The sequence below is a fragment of the Streptomyces sp. BK340 genome (genome assembly GCF_007827595.1).
In the GTDB taxonomy this organism is placed as follows: domain Bacteria; phylum Actinomycetota; class Actinomycetes; order Streptomycetales; family Streptomycetaceae; genus Streptomyces.
The window spans coordinates 336,356-355,265 of sequence record NZ_VISR01000003.1 but is presented as its reverse complement, the minus strand read 5'-3'; the positions used below and the strand labels follow the sequence as shown (position 1 = coordinate 355,265).

Annotated in this window: 17 protein-coding genes and 1 riboswitch; of the genes, 9 read left to right on the top strand and 8 right to left on the bottom strand. The window is 73.2% G+C overall.

Translation table 11 applies throughout. The features are described from left to right. Positions 1 to 64 precede the first annotated feature (64 nt). The 6 genes from FB157_RS07960 to FB157_RS07935 form a co-directional block, all read right to left on the bottom strand. Positions 65 to 763, bottom strand: a complete 699-nt coding sequence (locus tag FB157_RS07960) for a GntR family transcriptional regulator (protein ID WP_385168687.1) — start codon at positions 761 to 763, stop codon at positions 65 to 67. Between the two features lie 17 nt (positions 764 to 780). Next, a complete protein-coding gene (locus tag FB157_RS07955; RefSeq protein ID WP_145877368.1) occupies positions 781 to 1,782 on the bottom strand; it encodes a proline racemase family protein in 1,002 nt (333 codons plus the stop codon). A 51-nt stretch (positions 1,783 to 1,833) separates the two neighbouring features. Beyond that, positions 1,834 to 2,730, bottom strand: a complete 897-nt coding sequence (locus tag FB157_RS07950; protein WP_145877366.1) for a dihydrodipicolinate synthase family protein — start codon at positions 2,728 to 2,730, stop codon at positions 1,834 to 1,836. A gap of 88 nt (positions 2,731 to 2,818) precedes the next feature. Next, positions 2,819 to 4,216, bottom strand: a complete 1,398-nt coding sequence (locus FB157_RS07945) for an NAD(P)/FAD-dependent oxidoreductase (RefSeq protein ID WP_145877364.1) — start codon at positions 4,214 to 4,216, stop codon at positions 2,819 to 2,821. Further along, the gene (locus tag FB157_RS07940) at positions 4,209 to 4,511 is read right to left on the bottom strand and encodes a (2Fe-2S)-binding protein (protein WP_145877362.1); all 303 of its coding nucleotides are present in this window, start codon (positions 4,509 to 4,511) and stop codon (positions 4,209 to 4,211) included. The genes FB157_RS07945 and FB157_RS07940 overlap by 8 nt, the downstream gene beginning before the upstream one ends. Beyond that, complete coding sequence (locus tag FB157_RS07935) at positions 4,508 to 5,686, bottom strand: FAD-binding oxidoreductase (protein WP_145877361.1); 1,179 nt, start codon at positions 5,684 to 5,686, stop codon at positions 4,508 to 4,510. The genes FB157_RS07940 and FB157_RS07935 overlap by 4 nt, the downstream gene beginning before the upstream one ends. Positions 5,687 to 5,839: 153 nt before the next feature. Here FB157_RS07935 and FB157_RS49385 point away from each other — a divergent pair, with 153 nt between their 5' ends. From FB157_RS49385 to FB157_RS07905, 8 genes are all read left to right on the top strand, one after another. Continuing rightward, positions 5,840 to 5,962 (top strand): putative leader peptide, encoded by a 123-nt coding sequence (locus FB157_RS49385; RefSeq protein WP_315903810.1) that lies wholly within the window; start codon positions 5,840 to 5,842, stop codon positions 5,960 to 5,962. A gap of 179 nt (positions 5,963 to 6,141) precedes the next feature. Beyond that, positions 6,142 to 7,059, top strand: coding sequence for a glutathione S-transferase C-terminal domain-containing protein (locus tag FB157_RS07930; protein ID WP_145877359.1), 918 nt, complete (start codon positions 6,142 to 6,144; stop codon positions 7,057 to 7,059). A gap of 78 nt (positions 7,060 to 7,137) precedes the next feature. Then, positions 7,138 to 7,248, top strand: a riboswitch (SAM riboswitch). Positions 7,249 to 7,637: 389 nt separating this feature from the next. Beyond that, the gene (locus tag FB157_RS07925) at positions 7,638 to 8,618 is read left to right on the top strand and encodes an amino acid ABC transporter permease (RefSeq protein ID WP_145877357.1); all 981 of its coding nucleotides are present in this window, start codon (positions 7,638 to 7,640) and stop codon (positions 8,616 to 8,618) included. After that, positions 8,615 to 9,406 (top strand): amino acid ABC transporter ATP-binding protein, encoded by a 792-nt coding sequence (locus FB157_RS07920; RefSeq protein ID WP_145877356.1) that lies wholly within the window; start codon positions 8,615 to 8,617, stop codon positions 9,404 to 9,406. The genes FB157_RS07925 and FB157_RS07920 overlap by 4 nt, the downstream gene beginning before the upstream one ends. 55 nt (positions 9,407 to 9,461) lie before the next feature. Then, positions 9,462 to 10,481: a transporter substrate-binding domain-containing protein gene (locus FB157_RS07915; RefSeq protein WP_145877354.1), complete on the top strand. Its 1,020-nt coding sequence runs from the start codon at positions 9,462 to 9,464 to the stop codon at positions 10,479 to 10,481. Positions 10,482 to 10,532: 51 nt separating this feature from the next. Continuing rightward, a complete protein-coding gene (locus tag FB157_RS49595; protein WP_385169394.1) occupies positions 10,533 to 10,700 on the top strand; it encodes a putative leader peptide in 168 nt (55 codons plus the stop codon). 142 nt (positions 10,701 to 10,842) lie between these two features. Then, entirely contained in the window at positions 10,843 to 12,045 is a 1,203-nt protein-coding gene (locus FB157_RS07910; protein ID WP_145877352.1) for an LLM class flavin-dependent oxidoreductase, read from the top strand. Between the two features lie 19 nt (positions 12,046 to 12,064). Beyond that, positions 12,065 to 13,441, top strand: a complete 1,377-nt coding sequence (locus FB157_RS07905) for an NtaA/DmoA family FMN-dependent monooxygenase (RefSeq protein WP_145877350.1) — start codon at positions 12,065 to 12,067, stop codon at positions 13,439 to 13,441. A gap of 6 nt (positions 13,442 to 13,447) precedes the next feature. Here the strand turns inward: FB157_RS07905 and FB157_RS07900 are convergent, their stop codons facing one another. After that, positions 13,448 to 14,056 (bottom strand): hypothetical protein, encoded by a 609-nt coding sequence (locus tag FB157_RS07900; RefSeq protein WP_145877348.1) that lies wholly within the window; start codon positions 14,054 to 14,056, stop codon positions 13,448 to 13,450. Positions 14,057 to 14,308: 252 nt separating this feature from the next. Here FB157_RS07900 and FB157_RS07895 point away from each other — a divergent pair, with 252 nt between their 5' ends. After that, on the top strand, positions 14,309 to 16,093 hold the full coding sequence (locus tag FB157_RS07895; protein ID WP_145877346.1) for a LuxR C-terminal-related transcriptional regulator: 1,785 nt from the start codon (positions 14,309 to 14,311) through the stop codon (positions 16,091 to 16,093). Between the two features lie 137 nt (positions 16,094 to 16,230). Here FB157_RS07895 and FB157_RS07890 read toward each other — a convergent pair whose 3' ends face one another. Beyond that, a complete protein-coding gene (locus tag FB157_RS07890) occupies positions 16,231 to 18,843 on the bottom strand; it encodes a CHAT domain-containing protein (protein WP_145877344.1) in 2,613 nt (870 codons plus the stop codon). Positions 18,844 to 18,910: the final 67 nt, after the last annotated feature.

Below are 18,910 nucleotides of genomic sequence, written 5' to 3'. Positions count from 1 at the left end.
GGCCCCGGCGCTTCGCCGGTGGCCCCCTCTCCTTGCGCCCACCGGGCGTCGGACGGTGAGAGACCTACTCCCGCGCCGCCCACAAGCTGCGCACATGCCCCAGATGCCGGGTCATGACCTCCAGTACGGCCTGCTCGTCGCGCTCCAGCAGGGCGTCCAGGAGTTCCAGGTGCTCCTCGGCCGAGGCGAGCAGGCGGCCCGCCTCGGCCAGGGCGGTGAGGCCGTAGAGGCGGGAGCGCTTTCGCAGGTCGGCGACGACCTCGACCAGGTGGGTGTTGCCGGCCAGGGCGAGGAGGCCGAGGTGGAAGCGGGTGTCGGCCTCGACGTAGGCGATCAGGTCGCCGGCCGCGGCGGCGGCGACGATCTCCCGGGCCGCCGGGCGCAGCGCCTCCAGGGAGACCCGGTCGGCCGTGCGGGCCAGATCCACCACGGTGGGGATCTCGATCAGGGCGCGGATCTGCGTGTACTCGTCCAGTTGCCGGTCGGAGACCGCGGTGACCCGGAAGCCCTTGTTGGGCACCGTGTCGACCAGGCCCTCCTTGGCCAGGTCGAGCATCGCCTCCCGCACCGGCGTCGCCGAGACGCCGAAGCGGGCCGCGAGCGACGGCGCCGAGTAGACCTCGCCCGGCCGGAGTTCGCCCGCGATCAGCGCGGCCCGCAGCGCGTCGGCGACCCGCTCGCGGAAACTGCTCCGCCGGCCGCCCAGCCGGGGGAGTACGGGTGCGTCCGCGTCCTGCGGTTTCTGTGCCATGTCACGCATCATCGAATTCTAGTCGGTGGCTAGAGGACGAACCCCTCCGGGAACGGGTCGGCCGGGTCGAGCAGGTACTGGGCCGTGCCGGTGATCCAGGCGCGCCCGGTGAAGCTCGGCAGGACGGCGGGGATGCCGGCGACCTCGGTCGTGCCCAGCAGCCGGCCGGTGAACCGGGTGCCGATGAAGGACTCGTTCACGAACTCGGTGTGCAACGGGAGTTCGCCCCGCGCGTGCAGTTGTGCCATGCGCGCGCTCGTCCCCGTGCCGCAGGGCGAGCGGTCGAACCAGCCGGGGTGGATGGCCATCGCATGCCGGGAGTGACGGGCGGTGGCGCCGGGCGCGTACAGGTGGACGTGGTGGCAGCCGCGGATGGACGGGTCCTCCGGGTGGACCGGCTCCTCCTCCCCGTTGATCGCCTCCATCAGCGCAAGCCCGGCGGCGAGGATGTCGTCCTTGCGGGCCCTGTCGAAGGGCAGGCCGAACTCCTCCAGCGGCAGGATGGCGTAGAAGTTGCCGCCGTAGGCGAGGTCGTACGTCACCGTCCGCCCGTCGGCGAGCACCGCCTTGCGGTCCAGCCCAGCGCTGAAGGACGGCACGTTGCGCAACGTGACGGCGGTGGCCGCGCCGTTCTCCACCGCGACCTCGGCGACCACGACCCCCGCCGGGGTGTCCAGGCGGATGGTCGTCACCGGCTCCACGACCTCCACCATGCCCGTCTCGACCAGCACGGTCGCCACGCCGATCGTGCCGTGCCCGCACATCGGCAGATAGCCCGAGACCTCGATGTAGATCACGCCCCAGTCGCAGTCGGGGCGGCTCGGCGGCTGCAGGATCGCGCCGCTCATCGCCGAGTGCCCGCGCGGCTCGTTCATCAGCAACTGCTTGACGGGGTCCCGGTGTTCACGGAAGTACAGCCGCCGCTCGTTCATCGTCGCACCGGGTACGGTGCCGATCCCGCCGGTGATCACCCGGGTCGGCATGCCCTCGGTGTGCGAGTCGACGGCGTGCAGGACGAGCTTGCTGCGCATCTCCGGTTTCCTTCCCGTGGTCGGTTCGCGATCCTTCCTTCCTGCCGTCGGTCACGCGAGTCCCGAGGCCGCCGCCTTCTCCGTGGCCGCGCGGACCGCTGCCTCCTGCTCGGGCAGCAGCGGGACGCGGGGCGGGCGCACCGGGCCGCCGTAGCGGCCGACCACGTCCATGGACAGCTTGATGGCCTGTACGAACTCCACCCGGGAGTCCCAGCGCAGCAGCGGGTGCAGCTGCCGGTACAGGGGGAGCGCGGTGGTGAGGTCCCCGGCCACGGCGGCGCGGTACAGCTCGACCGAGGCCCGGGGGAGTGCGTTCGGGTAGCCGGCCACCCAGCCCTTGGCGCCGGCCACGGCCAGCTCCAGCAGGACGTCGTCGGCGCCGATCAACAGGTCCAGCTCCGGGGCGAGTTCGGCGATCCGGTAGGCGCGGCGGACATCGCCGGAGAACTCCTTGACGCCGTGGATGTGGCCCTCGCCGTGCAGCCGGGCGAGGAGTTCGGGCACGAGGTCGACCTTGGTGTCGATCGGGTTGTTGTACGCCACCACCGGGACGCCCGCCCTGGCGACCTCCGCGTAGTGGGCGAGCACGGACCGTTCGTCGGCGCGGTAGGCGTTGGGCGGCAGCAGCATCACGGACCCGCAGCCGGCCTCGGCCGCCTGCTCGGCCCAGCGCCGCGCCTCGGCGGCGCCGTACGCCGCGACGCCCGGCATCACCCGCTCGCCGCCGATCGCGGCCACGGCCGTCTCCACCACCCGGGCGCGCTCCTCGGGCGTGAGCACCTGGTACTCACCGAGGGAGCCGTTCGGTACGACGCCGTCGCAGCCGTTCTCCACCAGCCAGGCGCAGTGCTCGGCGTACCGGTCGTGGTCCACCGAGAGGTCGGCGCGCAGCGGGAGCGCGGTGGCGACGAGGACACCGCGCCAGGGGCGGTTCTCCGGAAGGGTCATGAGTGGTCCCCAATCCAATAGAGTGTGACATATTACTGAGCTTCGGAGGTGTGTGCACGCCTCCGGCACCGGTCGGTCGGTGCGCCGGTCAGTCGGTCTCGCGCTCGGGCAGGTCCGCCAGCACCCCGAGCGGCACCGGCCGGGCGAACGGCCGGCGCCCCGGCGCGAGCGGGCATCCGGTCAGGCCGGCCACCGCGGGCCCGCACATCCGGCCCTGGCACCAGCCCATCCCGGCCCGGGTGAGCAGCTTCACGGTGCGCAGGTCCCCGGCTCCGAGCGTGCCCACGGCTGTACGGACCTGCCCGGCGGTGACCTCCTCGCAGCGGCACACCACCGTGTCGTCCGTGATCCGGCCGGCCCAGTCGGCGGGCGGGGCGTACACCGTGTCGAGCACCGCGAAGAACTCCCGCAGCCGAGTGCGGGCGCGAGCGGCCGCGGCCCAACGGCGCGGATCGGGCGTGGTGCCGTGCAGCCGGGCGGCGACGGAGCGGCCGGCGATGTGTCCCTCGGCGAGCGAGAGGGCGGCGCCGCCGATCCCGGTGGTCTCGCCGGCCGCCCAGATGCCCGGTACGTCGGTCCGCTGTTCGTCGTCGACACGGACGTCCGTACCGGACAGCGTGCAGCCCAGAGTCTCGGCGAGGTCGGTGTGCGGCAGCATGCCGTGTCCCACCGCGAGGGTGTCGCAGGGGATGCTGCGGACGCGGCCCGGCCTGAGCCGTCCATCCCGGTCGAGCGCACCGACGGTGACCGCCTCCAGCCGGTCGGTGCCGTGCGCCTCCACGACGGTGTGCCGGGGCAGGGTGCGGACACCGTGCCGTACCAACCGGCCGCCGTACCAGGCGCCTTCGGCGAGCTTGTCCGGCTGCGCGACCAGTGCCGGGGCCCGCCGCAGCAGGGTCTTCGGGCCGGCGGACTCGACCAGCGCGGCCACGCGGGCCCCTGCCGCCGCGAGCCCCGTGGCAACGGGCAGCAGCAGCGGCCCGGTCCCGGCGACCACGGCCGTACGGCCCGGCAGCACGAGGCCGCCCTTGAGCATGGCCTGCGCGCCGCCCGCGGTGACGACACCGGGGAGCGTCCACCCCGGGAAGGGCAGCACCCGCTCGTAGCCGCCGGTGGCGAGCAGGACGGCGTCCGCGCGGACGCTGACACCCTCCTCCTGCGCGGGACCGCGCAGCGCGTGCACCGCGAAGTCCCCCAACTCGCCTTCCACGCACCAGACATGGTGATCCGTCAGGTGCGTGACCCGTCCGGCGGCGATGTGCCGGTCGAGTCCGTCCCGCAGCCGTTCCCAGGTGCGCCACTGGTGGTGCAGGGCCTGGGGGCGGCGGGCGCCGAGTGCGGCGGCGGGCTGCCGGTAGAACTGCCCGCCCGCCAGTTCGGCCGCGTCCAGGAGGGTCACGCGCACGCCGCGCGCGGCCGCGGCCAGCGCTCCGGCCAGCCCCGCGGGGCCCGCCCCGACGACGGCGAGATGCGGTCGCTCAGTCATCGCCGCGGCCCGTCCCCTCCTGTGTGCGGATCACGTCACCCGGCCGTACCGGGAGCAGGCAAGCCCGTTGGTTCGCCCGGCCGTTGACGGTCACCAGGCAGTCGAAGCACACCCCGATCCCGCAGAACACCCCGCGCGGCCGGCCCGCTTCACGCGTGCTGCGCCAGGCGGTCACACCGGCCGCCCACAGCGCGGCCGCGACCGTCTGGCCGGGCAGTGCCTCAAGGGGCCTGCCGTCGAAGGTGACGGTGAACGGGGCGCCAGGCCGGGCCCGGGCCAGTTCCCTCGGATTCATGGGGTGTCGTCTCCGTTCGTTTCGGGGGTGGCGGCGGCCTCGAACCGCTCCGGACGGAAGGGTGCGAGATCCAGGTGCGGCGTCCTCCCGGTCAGTGCCCGGGCGATCGACTGCCCGGTACCGGTGGCCAGCCCGATGCCCGCGCCTTCGTGGCCGCAGGCGTGGTACAGGCCGGGCAGCCGGGGGTCGGGGCCGATCGCCGGGAGGTGGTCGGGCAGGTAGGGCCGGAATCCCGCGTACGTCCGCAGGGCGCACACCCGCTCCAGGAAGGGGAACAGTCCGATCGCACCGGCCGCCAGCGCCCGTACCGCCGGAAGGGACAACGAGCGGTCGAATCCGACCCGTTCACGGGTGGCGCCGATCAGGACCGGACCGGCGGCCGTGCCCTCGACGACCGGCGAGGTCCTGAGCGCGGCCGAGTCGCTCGCCACGTCCGCGACGTAGTCCGCTGCGTACACCTTGTGCCGGACCATGCGGGGCAGCGGCTCGGTGACCAGGACGAAGCCGCGGCGGGGGAGAACCGGCAGGCGCACGCCCGCCAGTGCGGCGAGGCCACCGCCCCAGGTCCCGGCCGCGTTCACCACCGCCGGGGCGTGGATGTCGCCCCGGTCCGTCCGGACGCCGAGCACCGACCCGTCCGCCGTGCGCAGCACCCCGGTCACGGTCCACCCGGTGAGCAGGCGGGCGCCGGAGGCGCGGATCAGGTGGGCGGCGGCCAGCGCGGGCATGACCTGCGCGTCCTGCGGATAGTGGACGCCGCCCGCCATGCCGGGGGCCAAGTGAGGTTCGAGAGAGCGGAGTTCGGCCGGATCCACGGGCTCGGCCGTGACACCGGCGGCGCGCTGGCCCGCGGCGAAGTCTGTCAGCGCACCGAGTGCCCCGGGCGTCGAGGCGACCACCACACCGCCCTTGGGCTCGTACTCGACCGAAGCCCCCAGTTCCCCGGCCAGCTCCGCCCACAGGCGGGCCGACAGCAGGGCGAGTTCCAGCTCGGGGCCCGGCTCCTTGTCGGAGACCAGCAGGTTGCCCTCGCCGGTACCGGTGGTGCCGCCGGCCACCGGGCCCCGGTCCACCACCGTCACGTCGAGGCCGGTCCGCGCGGCGTACAGCGCACAGGCCGCGCCCACCATTCCGGCTCCGACGACCACGACATCGCAGGTCAGTCGCTTCGCCACATCAGTACTATGTCACATGTCGCACTCTCTGAGGAGTCCCCCGCACCGCCCTCGTCACCCGCCCGGAGTCCCAGGCGTGGACGCCCCCTTGACGTCGTACGACAGCGGATCGACACTCCAGAGGAAGGAATCCTAGTGAACAGGTAGGGAAACATGGTGCGCCTCCGGACGGTGGTCGGCCGAGCGGGCCGTACGCCGTTGTACGCACCCCTTCTCACCTCCCGCCTGCACATCGACCTGCTGCGCGTCTGCAGCGCCATCAGCCCTCGGGGTTGAGCCTGCGGGGTCGAGCCCGCGGGGTCGAGGCAGGCCGTCACGGTTCAGCGGGTCCGCCGACCGCACCGGACCGGGCCCGCCGCCGCACCGGACCGGGCCCGCCGACCGTCCCTCCGCACCCACCGACCGACGACGCTTCCGCCGCGCGTACGTCCGCGCGCCCGCCTCAGGGGAGACGCATGTCCATCACTCCGCTCGCCGCCGTCCCGACCGCGCACCGCGCCGCCCCCGCCTTCCGGGGCCGGATCGGCCGGGACGCGCGCAGCGGCCACTACGCCGTGGCCCACCGCTACCGGCTCCATCTGTCCACCGCCTGTCCCGACGGACTTCGTCTCGCCATCGGGCACAGCCTCCTCGGCCTCGACGACAGCTGTCCGGTGTCCTTCCTGCCCGCCGTCCCCGACCGTCCCGGCGGCGGTCACTCCGCCCTGCGCCCGCTGTACGAGGCGAGCGCCCACCACTACACCGGACCGGCGCTCGCGCCGGTGCTCAGCGACGACTGGTCCGGGCGCATCGTCAGCACCCACAGCGCCGACATCCTGCGCGACCTGGACCGCTTCCCCCGCAACGGGCATCCCTCCCTGTACCCGTGCGGCACGGAGAGCCCCTCCCTGTACCCGTGCGGCACGGAGAGCCAGATCGAAGCCGTCGAACGGCTCTGCGCCGAGGGGATCGAGGAGGCCGCGCAGCGCGCCGGACGGGCCGACGCCGATCCCGCGGAGCGGGCGGCCGCGCTCGATCTGCTGCTGGACACGCTGGGCCGGACCGAGCGGTACCTGGAGGGCGAGGAGTACCTCGTCGACGGCCGGCTCACCGCAGCGGACGTCGAGTTGTGGGTGACGCTGGTGCAGCTGGACACCGTGCACCGCTGCCACCTCGACGCCTCCGCCGTGCACCGCATCGCAGACCACCAGGCGCTCTGGGGTCACGCCCGCCGCCTGGCCGCCCACCCCGCCTTCGGTGCCCACCTGGACCTCGACGGGATCGCCCGCCGCCATCACGGGCACTGCCGGGGGCTGGAAGCCGCCGGAGCCGCCGTCCAGATCCTGGACTGGAGGGGGCACGCCGGGGACGCCTCGGGTACTTCCAGCAGGTGAGAGCAGGTCGGGCGGTCCCATTCCGCGGACAGCCGTTGACATGTGAACGGTCAACTGCCTTTACTGGCCACACAGAACGGTCATGAGCGTCAGCGCCAAGCCCTGGCTGGCTGACCGGCAACCCTCGCATCGCGGTGGGGTGCCCCAGGTGACGACCGGACCGGACGACGACTTCGGTAAGCGCGAGGGCCCCGCGGGGCCGGAACAGTGACAGGTGACGCCATGTACGCAGCTCTCCGGACGGCCGCGGGCCGCGCCCAGAGCTGCGTACCGCCGTACGCCGGGCTCCTCGTCGCCGACCGCGCCGTAGATCTCCTCCGCGTCAACAGCGCACTGTGTACCGCGTCGGGCAGCCGTGCCCGCTGTCGGGGCTGACCCCACTTCCCAGCCCCGCACTTCCCGGCTCAGCACTTCCCAGCCCCCGCGTTCCTGACGCACACCCCTGGTGCGGTGTGCCGTCGTCCGCCCAGCCCCCCGGTTCCCGTGCGTTCCCGTGTGCCACCTCGTGCCGTTGCGCCGTCGTAGCTCATGCGTGGCCCGCCGCGACCCCGGGGTGTCCGACTCCGCCGGAGCCCGCCATGAGTGAACCCCCAGGCGCCGCCGTGTCCCTCGCCGCTGCACCACCAGCCGACAGACCAGCAAAAACGCTCACACCACAGCGAGTTCAGCCCCTGCGTCGACCCGGCCGGTGGATCGCCACCGCCGTCGTCCTCGTGCTCGTCGCGCAGATCGTGCACGGACTGGCCACGAACCCCTTCTACCAGTGGGACCGCTTCCGCTACTGGTTCCTGCGCCCCGCCATCCTCGACGGGCTCGGCGTCACCCTCGAAGTCGCTGCGCTCAGCGCCGTGTTCGGCCTGCTCGGCGGCGTCCTGCTGGCCCTCGCACGGCTCTCCGGCAGCCCGGTGCTGCGGGCGGTGAGCTGGACCTACACCTGGCTGTTCCGCTCGGTACCGCTGATCGTCGTCCTGATCTTCCTCTACAACTTCAGTGCCCTGTACAAGACGCTGAGCCTCGGCATCCCCTTCGGGCCGGCCTTCTTCACCTTCGACGAGTCCAGGCTGGCCACCGACCTGACGGTCGCCGTCGTCGGCCTGAGCCTCAACGAGGCGGCCTACGCGGCCGAGGTCGTGCGCGGCGGCATCCTCTCCGTGGACCAGGGCCAGCACGAGGCGGCGGCCGCGCTCGGACTGCCGAAGGGCTACCAGTTCACCCGCATAGTCCTCCCGCAGGCCCTGAGGTCCATCACCCCGAACTACGTCAACCAGCTCATCGGCCTGATCAAGAGCACGTCCCTGGTGTTCTACGTCTCCCTGCTCGACCTGTTCGGCTCGGTGCAGACCATGGGCAGCACCTACCCGGGCGACATCGTGCCACTGCTGCTCGTCGCGACCGTCTGGTACCTGCTCCTGACCAGCGTCGTGTCCGTCGTCCAGTTCTACGTCGAGCGGTACTTCGCCCGCGGAGCCACCCGCGGCCTGCCGCCGACCCCGCTGCAGAAAGCGCGCACCGGCCTCGCCGACCTGAGGGCCCGGCTGCGCCGGGAGGCCGCCGTATGACCACCACCCGGACCCCGCAGCCGGCCCCGGCCGCGCTGGAGATCCACGACGTCCACAAGTGGTACGGCGCCCACCGCGTCCTCGACGGCATCGACCTGACGGTGCGACCCGGCGAGGTCACCGTCGTCCTCGGCCCCTCCGGCTCCGGCAAGTCCACGCTGCTGAGGGTCGTCAACCATCTGGAGAAGCCCGAGATCGGGCACGTCAGCGTCGGCGGTGAGCTGATCGGCGTCAGGCGCGGCAGCGGGGGCCGGCTGAGGGAACTGAGCGAGCGCGCGATCCTGGCCCAGCGCAGCCGTATCGGCTTCGTCTTCCAGAACTTCAACCTCTTCCCGCATCTGACCGTCCTCGACAACGTCGCGGCCGCCCCCGTCGCCACCGGAAGGCTGACCAGGCCCGAGGCACAGGAGCTGGCGCGCGAACTGCTGACCCGGGTCGGCCTCGGCGACCGGACCGGCGCCTACCCACGGCAGCTGTCCGGCGGCCAGCAGCAGCGCGTCGCCATCGCCCGCGCCCTCGCCCTGCGGCCCGGCATCATCCTCTTCGACGAGCCGACCTCGGCGCTCGACCCCGAACTCGTCGGCGAGGTCCTCTCCGTGATCAAGGACCTGGCGACCAGCGGCACCACCCTCGTCATCGTCACCCACGAGATCGGCTTCGCCCGCGAGGTCGCCGACCGGATCGTCTTCATCGACGGCGGAAGGATCGTCGAACAGGGCCCGCCGGCCGAGGTGCTGGACCACCCACAGCACGAGCGGACCCGGGACTTCCTGAGCAAGGTCCTCTGACCTCCCTTCCGCTTCACCCCTGTTGCACCCTCATCACCGAACGACAAGGACAGCCATGCCCACCCAGTTCTCCCGACGCAGCCTGACACGCGGCCTCACCGCGGCGACCGCCCTCGCCGCCCTCGCCGGTGGACTCGCCGCCTGCGGGGGCGACAGCGAGGCCGCCACCACGAACGACCCGGCCGGCACGGTGACCGTGGGCCGGGTGTCCAACGGCGCGGCCAGGCAGACCGAGCTGAAGGTCTCCGAGGTGAAGTCCATCAGCGCCGAACTGCCCGCCTCCGTCCGGAAGAGCGGCACCCTGAAGATCGTCGTAGGGGCTCTGCCCGACGGCTTCCCGCCGCTGGCCTACGTCGGCAGCGACCAGAAGACGCTCACCGGCGCCGAGCCCGACTTCGGCCGTCTGGTCGCCGCCGTCCTCGGACTGAAGCCCCAACTGTCCAACGCCACCTGGGAGAACATGTTCGTCGGCATCGACAGCGGCAAGGCCGACGTCGGCTTCGCCAACATCACCGACACCGAGGAACGCAAGAAGAAGTACGACTTCGCCTCCTACCGCAAGGACAACGTGGGCTTCGAGGTGCTGAAGAAGAGCACCTGGAACTTCGACGGCGACTACGAGAACCTCGCCGGGAAGACGGTCGCCGTCGACAACGGCACCAACCAGGAGAAGATCCTCCTGGAGTTCCAGGCGAAGCTGAAGAAGGAGGGCAAGAACCTCACGGTCAAGCACTACGCCGGCAAGAACGCCACGTACCTGGCGCTGACCGGCGGCAAGATCGACGCCTACTTCTCCGCCAACCCCGGTGTCGCCTACCACGTCACCCAGACCGCCAAGTCGCCCGACCCGACCCGCAGCGCGGGCACCTACTCCGGTGCCGGGGCCGGTCTGCAGGGGCTGATCGCCGCGACCACGAAGAAGGACAGCGGCCTGGCCAAGCCGATCGCCGACGCCATCAACCATCTGATCAAGAGCGGGCAGTACGGCAAGTGGCTGGCCGCGTACAACCTCTCGGACGAGGCCGTGGACAAGGCGGAGGTCAACCCGCCGGGACTGCCGCTCGACAACTCCTGACCGGCCGCCGGGAACATCCCGTGCCACCCGGGCGTTCCCGGTCATGAGGAGATGCGCCAGGCGGACGCCGGACCGGCCCGCCCCACCCGACGTACGGAGGTATGGGCCGTGCCCCGTGTATGCACACCGCGCGTCCCGCAGCCGTACCGCTCCGTCCGCCTGCACTCCCGGCCCCACATAGACCTCCAGCGCGTGGCCGGCGCACTCTGTCGCCGCTGACTTCTCCCCGGCCCCAGCGGTCCTGCCGGACCCACGCCCGGACTTCACCCTGCCGCGCTCGCCCGCCGCCGACGTCCCGCTGCTGCCGCGAGCCGGTGTTCTCGTACGCACATCCGGTACGGACATCCAGGAAGGCACCCACGTGTCCTCAACTCCCTCCCCTTCCCTGCACCTTGCCGTCGCCCTGGACGGCACCGGCTGGCATCCGGCCTCCTGGCGCGAGCCGGTGGCCCGGCCCCGGGACCTGTTCACCGCCGGTTACTGGGCCGACCTGGTCACCGAGGCCGAGCGCGGCCTGCTCGACTTCGTGACCATCGAGGACGGCCTCGGCTTGCAGTCCTCCGGCCTTCTGGAACCGGACGAGCGCACGGACCAGGTCCGCGGCCGTCTGGACGCCGTGCTGATCGCCTCCCGGGTCGCCCCGTTGACCCGGCACATAGGCGTGGTGCCGACGGTGGTGGCCACGCACACGGAGCCGTTCCACATCTCCAAGGCGATCGCCACCCTCGACCATGTGAGCAGCGGCCGCGCCGGACTGCGTGTGCAGATCACCGCCCGGCCCAACGAGGCCGCCCACTTCGGCCGCCGCACCATCCCCCTGATCGACGCCTACGACAGCCCGTCCGTCCAGGAGCTGGTCACCGAGCTGTTCGACGAGGCCGCCGACCACGTGGAGGTCGTACGCCGGCTCTGGGACAGCTGGGAGGACGACGCGGAGATCCGGGACGCGGCCACGGGCCGCTTCATCGACCGGGACAAGCTGCACTACATCGACTTCGCGGGCCGCCACTTCAGCGTGAAGGGCCCCTCCATCACGCCACGCCCGCCCCAGGGACAGCCGGTCGTCACCGCCCTGGCCCACGACACCATTCCCTACCGGCTCGTCGCCCGCCAGGCCGACATCGGCTACGTCACCCCGCACGACTTCGACCAGGCCCGCGCGATCGTCGCCGAGATACGCGCCGAGCAGGCCGCGGCAGGCCGCGCCGAGCAGACCCTGCACGTCTTCGGCGACCTCGTCGTCCTCCTCGACGACGACCCGGCCGCGGCCACGGCCCGCCGCGAGCGCCTCGACGCGCTCGCGGGGGAGTCGTACACCAGCGACGCCCGGATCTTCGCCGGCACCCCCGCCCAACTCGCCGACCTGCTGGCGGAACTGGGGGAGAGCGGCCTGACCGGATTCCGGCTGCGGCCCGCCGTGCTCGGCCACGACCTGCCCCGGATCACCCGGTCACTCGTGCCCGAACTGCAGCGCCGGGGCCTGTTCCGGCACGCCTACGAGGCCGGCACCCTGCGCGGTCTGCTCGGGCTCGCCCGCCCCGCCAACCGCTACGCCGTCGCCTGAGCCGGAGGAACGCACCGCCATGAGCAAGCCGCTGAAGCAGATCCACCTGGCCGCCCATTTCCCCGGCGTCAACAACACCACCGTGTGGAGCGATCCGGCCGCCGGCAGCCACATCGAGTTCAGTTCCTTCGCCCACTTCGCCCGCACCGCCGAACGCGCCAAGTTCGACTTCCTGTTCCTCGCCGAGGGACTCCGGCTGCGCGAGCAGGGCGGGGAGATCTACGACCTGGACGTCGTCGGCCGCCCCGACACCTTCACCGTGCTGGCCGCGCTGGCCGCCGTCACCGACCGGCTCGGCCTCACCGGCACCATCAACTCCACCTTCAACGAGCCCTACGAGGTGGCCCGTCAGTTCGCCAGCCTCGACCACCTGTCCGGCGGCCGCTCCGCCTGGAACGTCGTCACCTCCTGGGACGCCTTCACCGGGGAGAACTTCCGCCGTGGCGGCTTCCTCCCGCAGGAGGAGCGCTACTCCCGCGCCCAGGAGTTCCTCGCCACCGCCAACGAACTCCTCGACTCCTGGCGCGGCGACGAGATCCTCGCCGACCAGGCCACCGGTACCTTCCTCAGCGACGCCAAGGCCGGTGCCTTCGTACACCAGGGGCAGCACTTCGACATCCACGGCCGCTTCAACGTCCCCCGCTCCCCGCAGGGCCGTCCGGTGATCTTCCAGGCCGGCGAGTCCGACGAGGGACGCGAGTTCGCCGCCTCGAGCGCGGACGCGATCTTCAGCCGGTACGCCACCCTCAAGGAGGGCCAGGCCTTCTACACGGACGTCAAGGGGCGTCTCGCCAAGTACGGCCGCAGGCCCGACCAACTGCTCATCCTGCCCGCCGCCACCTTCGTCCTCGGTGACACCGACGAGGAGGCCGCGGAACTCGCCCGCGAGGTGCGCCGGCAGCAGGTCAGCGGGGCCACCGCCATCAAGCACCTGGAGTTCGTCTGGAACCGTGACCTCTCGGGCCACGACCCGGAGGGCCCGCTGCCCGACGTCGACCCGCTGGTCGGCGAGGAGCACATTTCCCGGGGGCGCGCCCAGGTGCGGATGTACCGCGACCCGATCGCCATCGCCCGTGAGTGGCGCGAGCTGGCCGCCGCCAACGGCTGGTCCATCCGCGACCTGGTCATCAACACCGGCAACCGGCAGACTTTCGTCGGTGCCCCGGCCACCGTCGCCCGGACGATCAACGACTTCGTGCAGGCCGACGCCTCCGACGGCTTCATCCTCGTCCCGCACATCACCCCCGGCGGCCTCGACGCCTTCGCCGACAAGGTCGTACCACTGCTCCAGGAACAGGGTGTCTTCCGCACCGAGTACGAGGGCACCACCCTGCGCGACCACCTCGGCCTCGCCCACCCCGACGCCGGCTCCCCGGCCGGGCGGGTGGCCTCGTGAGACCGGTCAGGAGCAGAACCCGATCACACCGAATCCGGGCCGGGACTCCGCGTGCCGCATCCAGCCCAGGCACTGCATGACGGCGTCGACGACCTCGGGTTCGAGTGGAGGCGCGTGGCCGGCCGCCTTGGTTGCCTCGAACTGCTCCAGCGCCCGGGCTATCTGCCCGGGCGTCCACTCGCCGCATCCCGGAACGTACGCGTACGGCAGCGGATCGGGCAGTCCGGAGTAGCTGAAGGACGCCACGGACACGGCGGTCACACGCAGCGCGGCGAGGCCCTCGTCCACCACCGACAGCCAGTCGCCCCGGAACGGCATGAAGGAGTCGTTGGGCAGGAAGGAGCCGGTCAGCTCGCAGAGCCGCCGGTACGCGTAGCCGTACTGGAAGGCGTGCTCCTTGTCCTCGCTGAACGGGCCGCCGTGCACGACGGCCCGCAAGGCCTCGTACGCGGTGGGGGCGCCCCGCTCGATCTGGTACCGGAAGTAGTCGTCGTCGCGGGCGAGTTCGTCGCCGAAGCTGTCGCGGACGACCTGGAGGAGCTGGTCGTCACCCGAACCGACCAGGGCCCGCGTCGCGGCGACGTCCAGCAGATACACACTCAGTCCTGAACTCATACCGCGAACCTATCGGCCACCACTGACATCGCGGTCCCGGCGCAGCCGCACACGCCGTCCGCCCGGGCGAACGGCGTGTCAGCGTGGCCGAGGGACGTCTCCCTCCCCCGAAGGCGACGTCCCTCGACCCGCTCCCCCGGTGCCGGACTGTGGCCTGGACTGACAGACTGCCGCCCCCGGGCGCCGAACGCCTGAGTCGGGGGCTACTCAAGTCGCCCTGTATCAAACCTGAGTAGTCGCGCTCCAGTTAGTGTGACGACTTACGAGCAGGGCGCGAAGACGCTCGAACTGCCCTGGCCCTTCACCGGCCGCGAGGACGAACTGGAGCTGGTGCGCAGGTCGCTGGCGGCCGGACGGCCCGGCATCGTGGTGACCGGACCGGTGGGCTGCGGCAAGACGCGGCTGATCACGGAGGCGGTGCGCGGAACGGACTGCGCCCGGGTGACCGGGACGCCCGAGACCCGAGGACTGCGCTTCGCCGCCTTCGCACACCTGCTGCCCGACACCGTCTCGCTGCACCGCGCGGTGCATCTCCTGTCCGGCGTGCGGCTCCTTGTCGTCGACGACGCCCAACTGCTCGACGAGGCCTCCGCCGCGCTCCTCCACCAGCTCGCCGTGCACGGACGCACCCGCCTGGCCGTGACCGCCACGGACGAGGTGCCGGTGCCCGGCGCGGTGTCCCGGCTGTGGACGGGGGAGCTGCTGCCCCGCCTGAGCCTGGAGCCGCTGCCCCGCGAGGACACGGCCCGACTGCTCGCCCCGGCCGCTCTGGAACCGCTCACCATGGGACGGCTGCACCGGACGTGCCGGGGCGATCTACGGCTGCTGCGCGATCTGCTGGGCGCGCTGCGCCAGTCCGGCGGGCTGGCCCGGGTCCCGGGCGGCGACGAGTGGGCGTGGCGCGGCCCGGTCCCGGTCACCGCGAGCATCCGTGACCGCCTCGCCCCCGCCCTGGAGCGGCCCGACACCGACGAGCGCGAGACGCTCGACCGGCTCGCCTTCGCCGAACCCCTGCCGCTCGCCCTGGACGAGCTCGACCTGGACGTCCTCGAACGTCTGGAGTCGGACGGCCTGATCGACGTGGACGACGAGGGCTCCGTCACCCTTGCCCACCCCCTGCACGGCCCGGCCCTGCGCGCCACCGCCGGCCGGCTGCGGGCCAGGCGGCTGGCCCGCACACCGGACCGGTGCCGCCCGGCGCTGCAGGCCGAACAGGCGTCACTGGAGCGCGGGCTGGAGCTGCAGGACGTGCGGGCCCTGCCCACTCCGGTGGGGGACTGGCTGCTGTCCGAGGGACTGCCCGTCCCCGCCGGATACGCGGTCGTGCGGGCCCGGTACGCCCGGCTGCGCGGGGAACTGCGGGAGGCGGCGGCATGGGCACGGGAAGGGCTCCGGGCAGCTCCGGAGGACACCGGCTGCGTCACAGAACTCGACTTAATCGCAGGCCAGTTGGGGGAGATGACCGGAGCGGGCGTGTGGGCAGCAGCGGCCCGCGGCGACATCGAGACCGCACTTGCCACGACCACCGGGGACGACGTGTTCGCCCGCTACGACGCCGTACGCCTCGGTGCTCCGGAGCGGGTCGCGGGGCGGCTGCCGGACGACGGGGTGTTCGCCCACCACGCCGAGGCGCTCGCCCGCGGTGACGGGCCCGCGCTGGACCGGGTCGCCGAGGCGCTCGAGGGCCGCGGCTTCCTGCTGTTCGCGGCCGAGGCGCACGCCCAGGCGGTACGCGCCCACCGTGACCCGCGCGCCGCCCGCCTCTCCCGGACCCGCGCGGTCGCGCTGGCCCGCCGCTGCCAGGGCGCGTGCACGCCCGCGCTGGCCGGACTGGTGCTCGGCGAGCTGACGGCCCGGCAACGGCAGGTGGTCGCTCTCGCGGCCGCCGGGCTGAGCAACCGGGAGATCGCCGAGAGGCTGACGCTGTCGGTGCGGACCGTCGGCAATCACCTGTACAGCGCCTACACGCGGCTCGGTACGAGCGGCCGTGGGGCCCTGCCCTGGCTGAGCGACCTGCCGGTGGCGGAGCCCGCCTGAGCGATTCGCCGTTTCGCGGCAGGCCGTCGGCCGAACACGGCTTCGGCGTGACGGGTCGCGCCCACGCGGCGGAGCAGCGGATCAACGCAGCCCTGCGCCCCTTGACCGCGCCACCGTCGGCTGCCGACGCACCGCCCTCACGCCGCCCCGAACGCCGCGAACGCCCACCCCGTCGCCTGGTGGACCGGGTCGCCCGGCTGCGCGGCGCGGGCGTCGCGCAGGGCCTCGGCCAGGCTCAGGCCCGCGTCGAGGCCCTTGTGGAGGGCGAGCATCAGGGGGACCACCGCGGCGTCGTTGACGGGTGCGCTGCTCGCCACGACTCCGGCCGTGCCCAGCGGGAGCAACGCCGTCACCAGACCGAGGAGTTCGTCGGCGCCGACCGAGGCGAGGCGGGCGGTGTCGCAGCTGGAGAGGATGATCCGGTACGGGCTGCGGGCGAGGCGCTCGAAGTCGTGCACGATCAGCGGTCCGTCGGCCATCCGGAGGGCCGAGAACAGGGGGCTGTCGGCCCGGAACGTGCCGTGCGCGGCCAGGTGCGCGAGGGCCGCGCCGTCGAGATCCTCCAGCACCTGGGGAACCTGAGCCGCCTCGCCCTCCAGGACCTTCGCCGTGCCGTACCGGTCGGCCAGTTCGGGCACCTCGGCGCCGCCGGTGGCGAGGCCGGGGCCGCGCACCAGGACGTGCCGGCCGCCGGGCGGCGGCTCGGTCTCCCGGGCCCGCAGCCAGCTGCCCGCCGACGGGGACACGCTGAGCACCCGCTCCCGCAGCGCGGGCAGCAGCGCCCACGGCACCCGGTGCAGCGCGCCGGGCGGCACGATCACCACCGGCCCGGACCCGAGGTGCGGTACGGCACCGCCCAGCAGCAGCTCCTGCAGACGCCGGCCCGCCGCCTCCACCAGCGGCAGCCGCGCCTCTCCTCCGGGGTGGGCCAGGCGGCGCAGCCCGGCCTGTACGTGCTCGGCCTCGGCCACCGCCTCCGCGAGCCGGCCGCCCGGGAACCGTCGTACCCGGCCCTGCCCGCACAGCAGGATGTGCACCTGACCGTCCACGACGGCGAGTTCGACCAGCAGCGCCTCGCCCAGCCGGTCCAGCAGGCGGCCCGCGTCGAAGCGGTCGCCCCCGCCCGGGCCGTCGCCGCGCATGTGGTGGGTGCGGGAGCGGATCTCCCTTTCCAGCCGCCGCTGTTCACGGTCCAGGGCCGGGACCGGACGGCCCTCCCGGCGTGCCTCCCCCGCGCGGGCGGCTATCTCCCGGTAGGCGGTCAGGCTGCCGAGCAGCACCGGATCCGCGGGCGGCCGGGCGGGCGGTGCGGACAGCACGGTGGCCCGCCAGCGCTCGCTCCACTCCAGCAGCCGCCGCGGACCGCCGTTCACCAGGCTCGCCTCCTGGGCGAGCGCGGCGAGTTCAGCGCCCTGGGCGGTGGCGCGGGCCCGCAGCTCGGAGGCGCCGAGCGTCATCCGGTGGTCGTCGAGGACGGCCAGGCCGCGCCGGCAGGCCTCCAGCACGCCGCGCCCGGAACCGGCCGCCCGGGCCCGCAGCGCCTGCGCGGCCCAGCCCGTCACACGGGCCGGCGGGGGGCCGGCGTGCCGGCTGCGCGCGGCGACCGCCAGGTGTCGCTCCGCCTCGTCCGTCCGGCCGAGCGCGAGCGCGATCCGGCCGGCGAGCAGGGAGGCCTCGGGCGCCGCGGGCGAGCCGAAGGAGGCCAGCCGCTCGGCGACCGCCGCCGCGTCCGCGACCATTCGCCGCGAGCCGCGCCCGGCGGCCGTCCGCGCCTCGATCAGCACCAGCCGGGCATGTGTCTCCCACCAGGTCCGCCGCTGCCCCGCGAACAGCCGTACGGCATGGGCGGCGCGGGCGATGGCGGTTTCCGGGTCCCCGGCCGAGCGGGCGGCACGGGCGGCCGCCAGCAGCAGCTCGGCCTTGCGGGTGGACTGCCCGCCCATCCGGTCCAGCAGCGCGATCGCCGTGTCCGCCTCCGCGAGCGCCTCGGGGGCGAGTCCCGCCGCCATCAGCACCTCGCAGCGCCGGATGGACAGCATGAACGTGGGCGTGCCGAGCTTGCCGTACCGCTCCTCGGCCTCGTCCAGCAGCCGCAGCGCCGCCGGGATGTCCCCCGACCGGAACGCGGCGAGGCCCCGGCTCTCCACGGCGTCCGCCTTGTCGTGCTCCTGGCCGGTGGTCTCCCACAGCCGCTCGGCGGCCGTGAAGTCCGCGACCGCCCGGTCCACCGCGCCCTGGGCCAGATGCACCGTGGCCCGCAGGGTCAGCGCCCGCGCGGTCCAGATGCCGTCGTCCGCGTGCCGCAGCACCGGAAGCGCCCGCCGTACGTCCTCCAGGGACTCCCGGTGATGCCCCAGCACCCACCACACATAGGCCCGCCGGTACAGCACCCGTGCCCTGGTGTGTCCGCTGCCCCTCGCGACACCCTGCTCGAAGGACGCCAGCCCCTGTCGCGTGCGCCCCGCGTGCACCAGTGCGACCCCCAGCGTGGCGAGCACGTCCGCCTCCCGCTCGGCCGACTCGGCGCGTGCGGCGAGGTCCCGGGCCCGGCGCAGATGCCGCAGGGCGATCTTCAGATCGCCGAAGTCCCGCTGCCAGATGCCCAGTACCTGATGCGCGACGCTGGCGTGCAGCGGCGACGGATCGGTGTGCAGTACGTGATCCGCGCGTGCCCGGGCCTCGCCCGGGTCGGCGAACACCATCGGCAGCAGTTGAAGAACCGACTCGCTTCCCGCTGTCACCCCTCGCATGGTAGTGGCCTGGGCAAACTCGTCACACGGGTTCTCCGTGGTCTCCTCGGGCTGTACCGCGCGTACG